Genomic DNA, 14,412 nt, shown 5'->3' with positions numbered 1-14,412 from the left:
TTATGAATTAGGAGATTATTTATTAGATTTGTCTATATACTAAAAGAACCAAATAAACTCTTAATTCATAATTATTTTGAGCAAACAATCCGAGCAAATATTAGAAGAACAATTTGTCTCACAATTACAAAAATTGGGATATAAATATGTGAGCATTAAAGATGAAAAAGCTTTAGAGTCAAATTTGAAATCACAGTTAGAGAAACATAATCATATCCAATTTTCGGGCAGTGAATTTGAAAAGGTATTGAACATTCTTACTAAAGGTTCTGTGTTTGAAAAAGCGAAAACATTACGAGAAAAGAAACATCATATTATCCGTGATAATGGCGATAATTTGTATTTTGAATTTCTAAATGTTGAGCATTGGTGCCAAAATGAATATCAAGTTACCAATCAAATTACACAAGATGGAAAATACGAAAATCGTTACGATGTTACTTTATTAATTAACGGCTTGCCTCTGGTGCAAATTGAATTGAAACGACGCGGTTTGGAAATGAAAGAAGCGTTTAACCAAATTAACCGTTATCAAAAACACAGTTTTGGTGCGGGAAAAGGATTGTTTCACTTTGTGCAATTGTTTATTATAAGCAATGGCGTGAACACCAAATATTTCAGCAACTTTGGTTCTCATCCACAAGAATTTTTGCAGACTTTTCATTGGACAGATGAGCAGAATAATCCATTAAATAATCTTATTACAGAATTTGCCGATACGTTTTTGGAGCCTTGTCATGTAAGTAAAATGATTTGCAAGTATATTGTTCTTAATGAAACTGCGAAAGCCTTAATGGTGCTTCGTCCGTACCAATATTATGCGGTTGAAAGTATCATTAAAAAGGTAAAAGAAAACGAAATTCTGAACGGTTACAATATCGAAAAGAACGGTTATATCTGGCATACGACAGGAAGTGGTAAAACATTGACTAGTTTTAAAGCTAGTCAGATTTTGTCTAACATTCCAGCCATTAAAAAAGTGGTTTTTGTGGTGGATAGAAAAGATTTGGATTATCAAACCAATCGTGAATACGACACATTTAGCAAAGGCTCAGTAAGTTCTGCGACGAATACGGATGATCTTATTCAAAAATTCAAAGACCCCAATGTTCGCATTATTGTTACAACGATTCAGAAATTAAATAATGCAATTTCGGGTAGAAACATTTCGAAAATGAAGCCGATTCAGGATGAAAGAATGGTTTTTATTTTTGATGAATGCCATCGTTCGCAATTTGGTGATACACATAAAAATATCGTTGGTTATTTTAGAAATATTCAGTTGTTTGGATTTACGGGAACGCCTATTCTTGAAAAGAATTCCGATGGCATGAAAACCACAGCAAGTTTATTTGGAAAATGCTTGCACAAATATGTGATTACAGATGCCATTCGAGACGAAAATGTATTGAAGTTTTCAGTGGAATATGTTCAAACTTTCAAGCAGAAAAAGCATATTGTCGATTTGAAAGTAGAGCAAATCAACGAAACCGAAGTTTACGAAGCTCCCGAACGCAAAGAAGCTATTGTTGATTACATTATTCAATATCACGATCAGAAGACGCAAAGTAGAAATTTTTGTGCGATGATGTGTGTGCAGGATATTGATTCGGTTATTCAATACTATGAAATTTTCAAGCGTAAAAAGCTAAATGGCGAACATAATTTGAAAGTGACTACGATTTTTAGTTACGCTCAGAATGAGGAAGAAATGGAAGAGCGCGTTGCAGTACAACTCAATGTTGCTGCAGAACCACAAGCAGAATATGGAACACGTGTTATTCCGCATCGTAGGGAATTGTTGGAAAAATATGTAGAAGATTTCAATGAATTATTTGGAGAGAAACAGAGCATAAAAGACACCGAAGGTTTTTATAATTATTACAATGCAGTTGCAAAAAAGTCAAAACATCCCAAACCAGAAGCCGATATTTTATTGGTTGCCAATATGTTTTTGACGGGGTATGATAGTAAAAATTTGAACACGTTGTATGTTGATAAAAATTTGCAATTTCATGGTTTGATTCAAGCTTTTAGCCGTACCAATCGTATTTTGGATAAAAATAAAACGCAAGGAAATATTGTTTGTTTCCGAAACTTGAAAGATAAGACAGACGAAGCCATTGCATTATTCAGTAATAAAGAAGCCGTTGCCGAAATTATTGTGGAACCATATGAGAAGTATGTCGAACAATTTAACATGGCTGTTGGCAAGCTTATGAGCATTGCGCCAAAAGTGAATTCCGTAGATAAATTGTACAGCGAAGAAGAACAATTAGAGTTTATTAAGTCATTTAGAGATTTAATGCGCTTATTGAAAAAGATGGGGCATTATTCCGAATTTACTTGGGATGATTTAGCTTTAAATCAAGACCTTTTCAACGGATATAGTAGTAAATATCAAGATTTAAAAGATTCAATCAATCTAAAAACGGACGTTCAAAAAACTTCGATTCTTAATGATATCGATTTCGAATTGGAATTGATACGTCGTGATACGATTAATGTTACCTATATCTTGCAATTGCTTATAAAATTTAGTTCGAAACACGGTGCAAAAGACAAGGAAAGTATCGAAAAAGATATTTTTAATTTGTTGAATACTGAAGTTTCTTTGAGGAGTAAAAGAGAATTGATTGAAAAGTTTATTCAGGAAAGTTTACCTCACATTGAAGATTCAGATAGTATTCCAGAAGAGTTTGAAAAATTCTGGAATATCGAACAAGAAAAGGCTATGCAAGAATTGGTGAATGATGAAAATTTATATTTCGAAAAAACTGAAAAACTAATTGAAAACTATCTCTTTACCGAACGAGAGCCACTACGTGATGAGCTTTTAAGTCTTCGAAAAGATGGTAAGCCAAGTGTTTTGAAATTTAAAGAAACGGGTGATCGTATTTTAAATAAAATAAAAGACTTTATCGATACTTTTGTGATTGGCATTGTGGGGGATTGATCTTTTTACAATTACCCAATAACAAAATTAAGAATCCGACGGAGGTATCTTTATAGCTCACAATGACAAATGGTACCTTTGAAATACAAAGAGTACCATTTTTTATTTATTCTTGAATCATATCATTTTCTTCATTCTATTTTATAGAATATTTTTTTTGAAAATCTGAAAATCAAAGTTTATTTAAAAACGTCAAAAACGACATCAAATGTTCGACTGAAGTACCTTTCAGCCCGCTGAAAGCTTGAACATTTGTTCAAGCTTTTTTTGTTTTACATCAACACAAAAAATCCTTCATCTAAAAAGACAAAGGATTTCTAAAAAACTCAAAATGATGATTTCCTAATCATCAACCTTACTATGTTGTTTTCCGTAGAAAAAGTAAATACAAATTCCGATTACTAACCAAATCAAAAGTCTCCACCAACTTTCCATTGTCAAAGATGTCATTAAATAAACACAAACAATAATTCCTAAAATTGGAACTAGAGGAACAAATGGAACTTTAAACTTACGCTCAGCATTTGGCATTTTTCTACGCATCACAATAATTCCAATACAAACTAAAGTAAAAGCAAATAAAGTTCCAATACTTACCATATGACCTAAATCTTTGATTGGTACAAAACCTGCAAAAATGCTAACAAAAACCAAAAAGAATAAATTGGTTTTCCAAGGTGTATGAAATTTTTTGTGAACATCTGAAAAGAAAGAAGGTAACAATCCGTCATTACTCATGCTATAAAATACGCGACTTTGCCCTAATAACATCACTAATATAACCGATGTATATCCTGCGATAATTGCTAAAATCAATACACTTTGCAAAAATGTATATCCTGTTACCGCAAATGCTGTCGCTGCTGGTGAAGCATCTCCTTTAAAGATTTCGTATGGTACTAAACCTGTCATTACCCACGAAAATAATACGTATAAAATGGTACAAATCACCAACGATCCTAAGATACCAATTGGCATTCCTTTTTGTGGATTTTTAGCCTCCTGTGCTGCTGTAGAAACCGCATCAAAACCAACAAAGGCAAAGAAAACAACTGCTGCACCAGCTGCAATACCTGGCATTCCTCCGAATTGTGTTCCTGGAATATTTTTAGGAATAAATGGTATATGATTTTCAGGGTTAATATGACTCCAACCTAAAACAATAAAAACAATTACTACACTTACCTTTAAAATAACAAGAATATTATTAATAATCGCAGATTCTTTTGTCCCTCTGATTAATACTAATGATAATAAACACACAATAAAGATTGCAGGTAAATTTATCATTCCGCCATCAGCTGGAGCATGCAATAATTCTTGAGGTAAATGAATGTTAATTCCTTGCAAAAATTTATCAACATATGCCGACCAACTCACACTTACGGTTGCTGCTGCCAATGCATACTCTAACACCAAATCCCAACCAATAATCCAAGCAATAAATTCGCCCATTGTTGCGTAAGAATACGTGTAAGCACTTCCCGCAACTGGAATCATCGAAGCAAATTCGGCATAACAAAGTCCTGCAAAAGCACAACCAACTGCGGCTAAAACAAAGGATAAAGTAACTGCTGGACCAGCGTGATCTGCTGCTGCAATACCTGTTAAACTAAATAATCCGGCACCAATAATAGCGCCAATACCCAAAGCAACTAAGGCTCCAGAAGATAGAGATCTTTTTAAACCACCTTCCGTTTCTTGCGAATCTTCTATTAGCTTCGCTAATGGTTTAATTTTCCAAATTGACATAAAAATACATGTGTTAAAACTTGATGAAATGTAAAGTGTTTCGGATATATTTTTCAGATTTGAAAAATAAATTTCATATTTTTTGGATATATTTCTAAAAGAAAACTTAAAATTTAATAATAATACAATTTAAAACTATTATTAAACCATATTTTTAAATTATTCATAAAAATTGATTCATATTTTTAACAAAACAAAATTCAATAAATCGAATAAATACGAATAAAATTATTTTTCACTTATTTTATTGAGACAAAAAAAAACCTCGAAAATAATTTTCGAGGTTTTGTATTATTTTATTGAAACGATCTTCTTATTCTGCAATACTTGGAACTGAAACCAATTCGTTTGTATCAGCATCATAATCGATTTCATCAAAACTAAATCCAAACAACTGTAAGAATTCATCATGATAACCTTTGATATCAGAAATTTCTTTGATGTTCTCAGAAGTTACAATTTTCCACAAATCATCTACTTCTTTTTGTACATCTTCGCGCATTTCCAAATCATCGATACGAATACGTCCATTTTCGTCCAAAGGAACTTCTCCGTTTGCAGTATACAAACGCTCTGCAAACAAACGTTGCATTTGCTCTATTGTACCTTCATGAATTCCTTTTGCTTTCATTACTTTGTACAATAACGAAATATATAATGGTACAACTGGAATCGCAGAACTCGATTGTGTTACCAAAGCTTTGTTTACAGAAACGTAAGAAACACCATTCAAATCTGACAATAGTTCGTTGATAACTGGAACCGTTTTTTCTAAATCATTTTTAGCCATACCAATCGATCCATCTTTGTAGATTCTATGAGTCAATTCTGGCCCGATGTAAGAATAAGCAACAGTTTTTACACCTTCAGCTAAAACACCAGCAGCTTTCAAATCTTCCATCCAAAATTTCCAATCTTCACCTCCCATTACAGCAATTGTATTATCAATTTCTTCTTGAGATTCAATCGGATCAATTGTAATATCTGTTACTTCTGCTGTATGAAAATCTACTGTTTTATTTGTAAATGGCTCTCCAATTGGTTTAAGAACTGATGAATACGCAACACCTGTTTTTGGGTGTGTACGACGTGGCGAAGCTAAACTGTAAACCACTAAATCTACTTGACCTAAATCTTGTTTGATTAAATCAATCGTTTGTTGTTTAATCTCATCAGAAAAAGCATCTCCATTAATACTTTTTGCATACAAACCAGCTTCTTGCGCTTCTTTTTCAAAAGCAGCTGTGTTGTACCAACCTGCAGTCCCCGGTTTTCTTGGCGCAGCAGGCTTTTCGAAGAAAACACCTATTGTTGCAGCATTATATCCGAAAGCAGCTGTAATACGAGATGACAGACCAAAACCTGTCGAAGCTCCAATTACCAATACTTTTTTTGGTCCTTCGGCTGAAATATTTTTTGATTTTACGTACTCAATTTGATTGTGAACATTTTTTGCAGTTCCCTCAGGATGAGTCGTAATGCAAATAAAACCTCTTGTTCTTGGTTGAATAATCATTATACTTAATTTAGTCGCATAAATTTATAAAATAAATTCTATATAACGAAACGATCTTTTTGTACATAAAATCATTCTATTTTTGATAAAATTAATAGGAATACTGATTTCGTTTTACTATATTTACAATTACTCAAAACCTACTTACCTATGAAAGATATTCACATAGGCTCTTTAATCAAAAAAAGAGTCGACGAACTTGGAATTGATATATCCCGTATCAAAAGTTTCTTCAAAACTTATTCTGAAAAAGAAATTAATGCTCAATATTTAAGTAAAAGTATACAAACAGACGATTTATTAAAATGGTCGAAGTTGTTGGAATATGATTTTTTTAGAATTTATACGCAGCACATTATTTTATTTGCTCCTGTTGGAAAAAACGCCGCAACTTCAACATCCCCTAAAAGCTCTGTTTTACCAAATTATCGCAAAAGTGTGTATACAAAAGAGATTATAGATTTTGTATTGAATTTATACACTGAAGAAAAAAAGAAAATTCAAGAAATTTCGAATGAATACAATATCCCTAAAAATACCATTCATAATTGGATAAAAAAATACCTACCACAAAATTAAATCTTACTCATTATGGAAAAACCAAACTACCAAAAAATCTATCAAGACATTATCAAACGTAATTTCCCTGAAAAAACTGAACAGACAAAAAAATTGTTAAAAAAGAATATGAATGTCTTGGATGTTATAAAAGTTTCAGAAATCTTAAATGCTAACAAAACAGCCGAAAATCAAAAGCATAAATCTTATGATTTGAATTCTGTTCTAGAAATTTTAAAATTTCAGCAAAAAAATAATTATACCAATACGTATACTGCTGATAAATTTAAAATCAGTCGAAACACTGTAGCTAGTCTCTCCTTAAACTACTTATAATTTACTGATTATTAGTATTTTGGGTTTAAAAAGTTTGTTTTTTATTGCAAGAATTTGTATCTTAGAGCTTTAAAACCTTGCAAATATGTTGGGGAAAAATCCAGAAAAGAAGCCAGAATTATTCCGCCCAATGTTGGTGGATTTTATTGACCACGAGCATGAACTTGTTCTACTTTCAGAAAAAATAGATTGGAATTATTTTGAGAAAGAATTTTCGTCCTTGTATTCCAAAGTGGGCAATCCGAGCCATCCGATTCGGTTTATGGTGGGTTGTTTGCTACTGAAACATTTGTATAATTTGGGCGATGAGACGTTGGAAAAAGCCTGGATCATGAATCCTTATATGCAGCATTTTTGTGGCAGGGTTTTCTTTGAACACGAATTTCCTTGTGACCCGAGTAATTTTGTTCATTTCCGAAAAAGAATTGGCGAAAAAGGCATCGAAAAAATCTTTGCCTACAGCGTAAGAATGCACGATGCCAAGACGAACACCTCAAATTTTGTTTTGTCCGATACTACCGTTCAGGAGAATAATACCTCTTTTCCTACCGATGCAAAATTGTGCAAAAAAGTGATCGATTATTGCAACAAAATAGCCGGAAATGAAGGCATAAAACAAAGACAACGCTACACAAAAGTCAGCAAACAAATGGTGCGCAACACCTACAACGGAAAACATCCCAAGCGGGCAAAAGCGGCAAGGAAATCTCAAAGACAGCTCAAAACCATCGCCATGAGACTGATTCGTGAATTGCAACGGAATTTTAATGCAGAACAGCAAGAATTTTATAAAGATTTAATGACATTGTACACCAAGGTTGTCACACAAAAAAGAAACGATGCCGATAAAATTTACAGCATTCACAAGCCTTTTACCCGATGTATTGCCAAAGGAAAAGCGCATAGCCAGTATGAATTTGGGAATAAGGTAGGTTTGATAACCACCGCCAACAAAGGCAAGAAAATCATTCTCGGGATTAAAGCATTTTTGCAAACTCCTTACGATGGTCACACCATAGAACCACTTTTGGAACAGATGGAAACCGGTGGTCAAAAGCTCCCAAAAGAACTCGTTTACGATAGAGGTGGCAGAGGAAAATCAGAAATAAAGGGCGTGAAAATCTCCATCCCAAGCACTCCAAGAAAAAAAGACACTGCTTATCAAAAGCAGACAAAGCGCAAAAAATTTAGAACCAGAGCGGCAATAGAACCTATCATCGGACATTTAAAAACCGATTTTAGGCTGGCAAAAAATTACTTCATGGGAGAAACGGGACCACAAATCAATGCATTACTAGCTGCAACCGCTTGGAACATGAAGAAAATGATGGAACTACTGAAACAGAAAATTATTATCTTATTTTATAAGATACAAATTATGCTGTTTTCTAATCCTGTTTTTAAAAATAAATTAAATAGTGGGTTTTGTTAAGGAACGACTAGCTAAATGGCGCAAAATATATGGGTATTAAAAAACGGTTTCAAAAAGAAACCGTTTTTTAATTTATCTATTATTTTTATCCTCTTTTATTACTTTATGTACCGCTAAAGTTGCAAACGGAATAAATGCGTACATCACATAAATGATAAAGTCTTCGTCGTCCCATTTATATATTCTTCTAACTCTAAAAAGTAAAATCAAGTAAGCTGTAAACCAAAAACCGTGAAAACAACCAGCAAATGGCATTGGCAACACATAATCGAATTGATATTTTATTGGCATTGCGACCAAAAATAAGAGCGTACAACTTATCGTTTCCCACACACATGATGTGCTAAACCATTTTTTTAACTTTTCGTCAGATACGTTTAACATTTTGCAAATTTAATCGTTTATTGATAGTAGAGGTATGATAATCATTAGTTAAAAAGTTTATTTTTACTCAATTATTGAAATAACTATTAATATTTATGATAATTAAATGTTATAATTATTACTATTTATGATAATTATACATAATAATTATCAATATTATTTATTAAATTTGTGAAAATCCAAAACCTCATAATTAATGCATGTAGATAATTTTCTTTCAAAAAAATTCAATTTAGCTTTACCATATTGGACAATCATCTGTCCCATTCTTGCCATATTTTCACTAACTATAGCCGAAGGATTTAAAGGTCAGATGTGGTTTTCTGGAGTCTTAGGAATCATTTTAATTTCAGCCGTTTTATCAGCTGTACATCACGCAGAAGTTGTAGCGCATAAAGTTGGAGAGCCTTTCGGAACCATTATATTGGCTTTAGCTATTACAGTTATAGAAGTTTCGCTAATTGTTTCATTAATGATGTCCGAACCTACCGGCTTCCCTTCTGTTTTGGCAAGAGATACCGTTTTTGCTGCTGTAATGATCATTCTTACCGGAATTATCGGAATCTGTTTATTGGCTGGAGGAGTTCGTTATAGAGAACAAAATTTCATCAAACAAGGTGTTTCAACTGCTTTAATTACTTTAGTTGCAATATCTATATTAACCTTAGTTTTACCTAATTTTTTAACTTCAGAAAAAGGAGGAGAATTTTCGACAAGTCAATTAATTTTTGTCGCAATTATTTCGTTGATTTTATATGGCGGATTTATTTCTGTCCAAACCATTCGTCACCGTGATTATTTCTTACCACAAAGTAGCAAAGATAATGTGACATCAGAATTGCATGTCGAAAAACCAAATTTACTTACAACAATTTCTAGTTTGGTTTTATTATTAGTTGCTTTGTGTGCAGTTGTTTTGTTATCAAAAAAATTATCGCCAACCATCGAAACAATTGTGATGGATTTAGGCGCTCCAAAATCATTGGTGGGAATTATAATTGCCGGAGTTATCTTATTACCAGAAGGTTTAGCCGCATATAAAGCCGCAAAACAAGACCGTTTACAAACAAGTCTTAACTTGGCTTTAGGTTCTGCATTAGCTTCAATTGGATTAACGATCCCTGCCGTAGCAATTGTTTGTTATTTCACAGGATTGGAAGTTACATTAGGAATCGACGCAAAATCATCTATCTTATTAGTGTTATCCTTGTTCACCGTTTATTTATCATTAAATTCTGGTCGAACAAATATTCAGCAAGGAATTGTTTTATTAACACTTTTTGCCACGTATTTATTTACTACAATAGTTCCATAAAGGAAATTAAAAGACATAAAAAAAAACGACTCAAAATTTAATTTTGAGTCGTTTTTTGTTTTTATTTTTTTGGTAAAGAAACCATATTCGAATCTAATTTTTGATCTTTTTCTAAGAATATTTTTCCTCTCAAAATACTTTGAATTGTATTGATTAATTCTTTTTCGAAAGAATCTCTCAATTGAGATTGATGAAAAATCAACGAAACTTCACGCGTTGGAACTGGCGACTCAAAGTTTTTGACAAATTTCTTATATTCTTGTGGCAAATCATCTGCAACCAAAGCAGGCAACAAAGTCATTCCATAGCCATCATTTGCTAATTTAACTAAAGCTTCAAAACTTCCTGAATCTAACTTAATCGGACGATTTTTCAGATTAGAAGTATCACATAAAGCCAACACATTATTTCTGAAACAATGTCCTTCTTGCAAGATTAATAAATCAGAAGTGTTTAAATCATCTTCATTGATTTTATCTTTGTCAGATAAGCGATGCCCGTTTGGTACATAAGCTACCAATGGCTCATAATAAAGCGGTTTTTCGATAATTTGATCCTCGAAAAGTGGCGAAACCACAATTCCAAAATCCAACGAACCATCTTTTATTCCTTTTATAATTTTATCCGTTTGCAATTCTTTGATAATAAGATTTGATTTCGGATTATTTTTCTGAAATGTTTTATAAAATAAAGGTACCAAAGAAGGTAAAACAGTAGGAATAACACCAATAATGAAATCACCTTCTAATAAACCTTTTTCTTCGTTTACCAAGTGTTTCATTCGGTTAGCTTCCATTAAAATTGTTTTTGCTTGCGCAACAATTTTCTCTCCAATTTGAGTGATTTTGATTGGATGCGATGTTCTATCGAAAATATCAATATTCAATTCTTTTTCCAATTTCTGAATCTGCATACTCAATGTTGGTTGAGTTACAAAGGATTTATCAGCAGCAATTGTAAAGTTCTTATGCTCAGCCACTGCCAGCACATATTGTAATTGTACTAATGTCATATATAAAAATTGATATCTATAAATTTTTGTGATAAAGATATACATTATTATATTATCAATCTATATCATAAATCATAATTTAATCCATAAAAAAAGCTCGAAGAAATTCGAGCTTATCATTAAATATAAATTTAATTATTTGTTTAATTGTTTCTGAATTTCAGCTGTCCAATCTTGTAATTTTTTAGCATCTTCTGGTTTCAAAGTTTGAGTAAAACCTTGTAATTCTTTTTGAAAATCTACTGATTGTTTTGTCAATTCAGCTAATTTATTTGCATCACCAGCAGTTGCAGCTAATTTCATGTCAGCAGCCCATTTGTTGTATTTTCCAACAAATTCAGTAATTTTTGGATCAGAGAAAGTTGGTAAATCTTTTGCTACATCAGCAACTTTATCCATTGTCTCTTTACCAGCTTCTACTTGGTCTTCTACTGTATTCGCTACATTTTCTTGTGTGTTTTCTACTTTTGCATCTACTTTTTCTTTTTCAGATTTACAAGAAGATAAAGAAACTACACCTAATACTGCAGCAGCTAAAAATAATTTTTTCATTTTTAATTAGAGTTTTAAAGTTAATATTATTGATTGTTCAAGTTAAACAAATCTAACGATTTATTTCTGTTAAATTTTTAATTTTCTTTCGAGAATTGGACTTCATATAAATTGGCATAATAACCTTTCTGAGCCAACAATTCGCTATGTGTACCTTGCTCAACAATCATTCCATTATCCATCACAATAATTTTATCTGCATTTTGAATCGTCGCCAAACGATGCGCAATAATAATAGAAGTTCTGTCTTGCGTTAGCTTATCAGTCGCTTTTTGTATCAATTCTTCCGACTCTGTATCAATAGAAGACGTTGCCTCGTCCAACACCAAAATCTCTGGATTATAAATATATGCTCTCAAAAATGAAATCAATTGACGTTGACCTACAGAAAGTGTCGAACCACGCTCGCTTACCTCACTGTAATAGCCTTTTGGTAATGACATGATAAAATTATCAATTCCAATAATTTTCGCAGCATTTTGGACTTCTTCCAACGAAATATCTTTATTACCTAGAACAATATTGTCATAAATCGTTGTATTAAACAAGAAAACATCTTGCAAAACAACCGCAACGTGTTGACGTAAATTCTTCAATTCCATATCATGAATATTTACATCATCTATTTTAATTGTTCCAGAATCTATGTCATAAAAACGACTCAATAAATTAATTATAGTAGATTTTCCTGCACCTGTGGCACCTACAATTGCAATTTTTTCACCTGGTTTTGTCGAAAAAGAAATTCCTTTCAATACTAAATTATTCGGAACATAAGAAAACTTCACATTTTCAAAATCGATTTTACCTTTTACATGATCCAATTTTATTGTTCCATTATCTGGTAAAGTTTGATCATCATCAATAATTTTGAACACACGATCTGCTCCTACCAAACCACGCTGAATGGTATTGAAACGCTCTGCAATTGCACGCATTGGCGCAGTTAACAACGTAACATATTGTGTAAAAGCAATCAAATCTCCAACAGAAACATCTCCATAAACAGCTGTTCTAAGTCCTCCAAACCAAATCAAACTTCCCGTCGCTAAAGCCGAAATAATATCGACAACAGGAAACATTAATGAAAAATAGAAAACTGTTTTAAGATAGTTTTTCTTTAAATCATTATTAATCGAAACGAATTTATCATATTCCGCTTGCTGACGATTAAAAACCTGAATAATATTCATTCCTGTTAATCGTTCTTGCACAAACGTATTCAATTTCGCCACAATTGTACGCTCTTCTTGGTAAACATTTTTCAATGCTTTTTGGAATAATCGTGTAATAATCATCATCAACGGAAGAATCACAATCACAACCGTTGCCAAAACCCAGTTCATCCAATACATCACAAAAACGATGAAAACGATTTTCAATACATCGCCTAACATCACTAAAATTCCGTCATTGAAAACCTCAGCAATCGTTTCAATATCAGAAACTGAACGCGTTACCAAAACTCCATTTGGCGTTTTATCAAAATAACCAAGCTTGAATTTGATCAAATGATTATACAAACGAACGCGCAACAAACGGATAACTCGCTGTGCAACAACATTCGCTAAATAAACCATAAAAAAGGACAAAATACCTTCGAAAACTAATACCAAAGATAGTTTCACGATTTGCATTTGAAGTCCTGGTAAATCTTTTGTCTGAATATAATCATCGATGATATTTCCCGTTAAATACGGACGATATACAGAAAAACACGCACTAAAAACTGCTACAAAAACCACCGACCAAAACATCACTTTGCTTTGCGCCCCGATTTGTAAAACACGTTTTAATCCATTAAAATCAAACGATGTATTTTCGTTATTTGAACTCATTTTTAAATAATTCTTTTGGATATTGAACATCTACCAAATATAATCCTTGCGCTGGAGCCGAAGCTCCTGCCGATGAACGTTGTTTTTGTTCAATAATTTCTTCAAAATCGTGGATAGAAATTCTTCCTAATCCAACCTCAACCAATGTTCCAACAATTGCGCGCACCATATTTCGCAAAAAACGATCGGCAGTGATTTGAAAAATCAATTGTCCGTTTTCATTTTTGCGCCAAAACGCCTCTCTTACATCGCAAATATTTGTTTTCACATCGGTATGTAATTTAGCAAAACTTCCGAAATCTCCTTGCTTAATTAACAATTTTGCTGCTTCATTCATTTTTTCAATATTCAATTCTCTATTAAAAATCCAAGCGCTATCAAACGCAAAAGGATCTTTGAAAGGTGAAATAAAATAATTGTACGAACGCGAAGTCGCATCAAAACGCGCATGCGCTTCATCATCCATCAAAAATAAACGATAAGCAGCGATGTCTTTTGGTAAAAAAGAATTTAATTTTTTGATTAAATCAATCGATAATTCATCTTCATAATCAAAATGAATAAACATCTTTTTCGCATGAACACCAGAATCTGTGCGCCCTGCACCGACAATCGAAATTTCTTTTCTTAAGATTTTAGACAATCTATCTTCAATAACTTCTTGAACCGAAATTTGATTGGGTTGAATTTGATAACCAAAATAATTTTTCCCGTTGTATGCTAATTCTAAAAAATATCGCAATTGTTGTAAATTTGAGCAA

12 protein-coding genes are annotated in these 14,412 nt (G+C 32.5%); 5 read left to right on the top strand and 7 right to left on the bottom strand.

Features of this window, described 5'->3' with window-relative positions; genetic code table 11:
* The first annotated feature begins 76 nt into the window (after positions 1-76).
* The gene (locus tag FH779_RS03205; RefSeq protein WP_180906026.1) at positions 77-2,956 is read left to right on the top strand and encodes a type I restriction endonuclease subunit R; all 2,880 of its coding nucleotides are present in this window, start codon (positions 77-79) and stop codon (positions 2,954-2,956) included.
* A 342-nt stretch (positions 2,957-3,298) separates the two neighbouring features.
* Here FH779_RS03205 and FH779_RS03200 read toward each other — a convergent pair whose 3' ends face one another.
* Both FH779_RS03200 and fabV read right to left on the bottom strand, forming a co-directional pair.
* On the bottom strand, positions 3,299-4,708 hold the full coding sequence (locus FH779_RS03200) for an amino acid permease (protein WP_180906025.1): 1,410 nt from the start codon (positions 4,706-4,708) through the stop codon (positions 3,299-3,301).
* Between the two features lie 313 nt (positions 4,709-5,021).
* Complete coding sequence (gene fabV, locus FH779_RS03195; protein WP_180906024.1) at positions 5,022-6,224, bottom strand: enoyl-ACP reductase FabV; 1,203 nt, start codon at positions 6,222-6,224, stop codon at positions 5,022-5,024.
* Positions 6,225-6,374: 150 nt separating this feature from the next.
* Between fabV and FH779_RS03190 the strand changes: the two genes are divergently transcribed.
* The 3 genes from FH779_RS03190 to FH779_RS03180 all read left to right on the top strand — a co-directional run bounded on the left by FH779_RS03190 (position 6,375) and on the right by FH779_RS03180 (position 8,550).
* Positions 6,375-6,803 carry a transposase gene (locus FH779_RS03190; protein WP_180906023.1) on the top strand — a complete coding sequence of 143 codons (429 nt, stop codon included), beginning with the start codon at positions 6,375-6,377 and terminating at the stop codon, positions 6,801-6,803.
* A 12-nt stretch (positions 6,804-6,815) separates the two neighbouring features.
* Positions 6,816-7,118, top strand: coding sequence for a helix-turn-helix domain-containing protein (locus FH779_RS03185; RefSeq protein WP_180906022.1), 303 nt, complete (start codon positions 6,816-6,818; stop codon positions 7,116-7,118).
* Between the two features lie 85 nt (positions 7,119-7,203).
* Entirely contained in the window at positions 7,204-8,550 is a 1,347-nt protein-coding gene (locus FH779_RS03180) for an IS5 family transposase (RefSeq protein ID WP_180904470.1), read from the top strand.
* A 72-nt stretch (positions 8,551-8,622) separates the two neighbouring features.
* On the opposite strand, the gene FH779_RS03175 is transcribed toward FH779_RS03180, so the two are convergent.
* A complete protein-coding gene (locus FH779_RS03175; protein WP_038333915.1) occupies positions 8,623-8,934 on the bottom strand; it encodes a DUF3817 domain-containing protein in 312 nt (103 codons plus the stop codon).
* A gap of 196 nt (positions 8,935-9,130) precedes the next feature.
* Between FH779_RS03175 and FH779_RS03170 the strand changes: the two genes are divergently transcribed.
* Complete coding sequence (locus FH779_RS03170) at positions 9,131-10,249, top strand: calcium:proton antiporter (RefSeq protein WP_180906021.1); 1,119 nt, start codon at positions 9,131-9,133, stop codon at positions 10,247-10,249.
* A 61-nt stretch (positions 10,250-10,310) separates the two neighbouring features.
* Here the strand turns inward: FH779_RS03170 and FH779_RS03165 are convergent, their stop codons facing one another.
* The 4 genes from FH779_RS03165 to truA all read right to left on the bottom strand — a co-directional run bounded on the left by FH779_RS03165 (position 10,311) and on the right by truA (position 14,393).
* Positions 10,311-11,261 (bottom strand): LysR substrate-binding domain-containing protein, encoded by a 951-nt coding sequence (locus FH779_RS03165; protein WP_038333906.1) that lies wholly within the window; start codon positions 11,259-11,261, stop codon positions 10,311-10,313.
* A gap of 135 nt (positions 11,262-11,396) precedes the next feature.
* Positions 11,397-11,813 carry a hypothetical protein gene (locus FH779_RS03160; RefSeq protein ID WP_180906020.1) on the bottom strand — a complete coding sequence of 139 codons (417 nt, stop codon included), beginning with the start codon at positions 11,811-11,813 and terminating at the stop codon, positions 11,397-11,399.
* Between the two features lie 77 nt (positions 11,814-11,890).
* Positions 11,891-13,651 carry an ABC transporter ATP-binding protein gene (locus FH779_RS03155; protein ID WP_244958010.1) on the bottom strand — a complete coding sequence of 587 codons (1,761 nt, stop codon included), beginning with the start codon at positions 13,649-13,651 and terminating at the stop codon, positions 11,891-11,893.
* Positions 13,638-14,393, bottom strand: a complete 756-nt coding sequence (gene truA / locus FH779_RS03150; protein ID WP_180906018.1) for a tRNA pseudouridine(38-40) synthase TruA — start codon at positions 14,391-14,393, stop codon at positions 13,638-13,640. Before truA ends, FH779_RS03155 begins: the two co-directional genes overlap by 14 nt.
* Positions 14,394-14,412: the final 19 nt, after the last annotated feature.

This window comes from Empedobacter falsenii (assembly GCF_013488205.1).
Lineage (GTDB): Bacteria > Bacteroidota > Bacteroidia > Flavobacteriales > Weeksellaceae > Empedobacter > Empedobacter falsenii_C.
The sequence above is the reverse complement of the archived record's forward strand: the minus strand, read 5'-3'. Positions and strand labels throughout refer to the sequence as shown.

Excerpts from the sequence above, each read along its gene's own strand:
- FH779_RS03175 (WP_038333915.1), bottom strand. The coding sequence starts at position 8,934 with ATGTTAAACGTATCTGACGAAAAGTTAAAAAAATGGTTTAGCACATCA.
- FH779_RS03165 (WP_038333906.1), bottom strand. The coding sequence starts at position 11,261 with ATGACATTAGTACAATTACAATATGTGCTGGCAGTGGCTGAGCATAAG.
- FH779_RS03155 (WP_244958010.1), bottom strand. The coding sequence starts at position 13,651 with ATGAGTTCAAATAACGAAAATACATCGTTTGATTTTAATGGATTAAAA.
- FH779_RS03185 (WP_180906022.1), top strand. The coding sequence starts at position 6,816 with ATGGAAAAACCAAACTACCAAAAAATCTATCAAGACATTATCAAACGT.
- FH779_RS03180 (WP_180904470.1), top strand. The coding sequence starts at position 7,204 with ATGTTGGGGAAAAATCCAGAAAAGAAGCCAGAATTATTCCGCCCAATG.
- FH779_RS03200 (WP_180906025.1), bottom strand. The coding sequence starts at position 4,708 with ATGTCAATTTGGAAAATTAAACCATTAGCGAAGCTAATAGAAGATTCG.
- FH779_RS03190 (WP_180906023.1), top strand. The coding sequence starts at position 6,375 with ATGAAAGATATTCACATAGGCTCTTTAATCAAAAAAAGAGTCGACGAA.
- FH779_RS03160 (WP_180906020.1), bottom strand. The coding sequence starts at position 11,813 with ATGAAAAAATTATTTTTAGCTGCTGCAGTATTAGGTGTAGTTTCTTTA.
- FH779_RS03170 (WP_180906021.1), top strand. The coding sequence starts at position 9,131 with ATGCATGTAGATAATTTTCTTTCAAAAAAATTCAATTTAGCTTTACCA.
- fabV (WP_180906024.1), bottom strand. The coding sequence starts at position 6,224 with ATGATTATTCAACCAAGAACAAGAGGTTTTATTTGCATTACGACTCAT.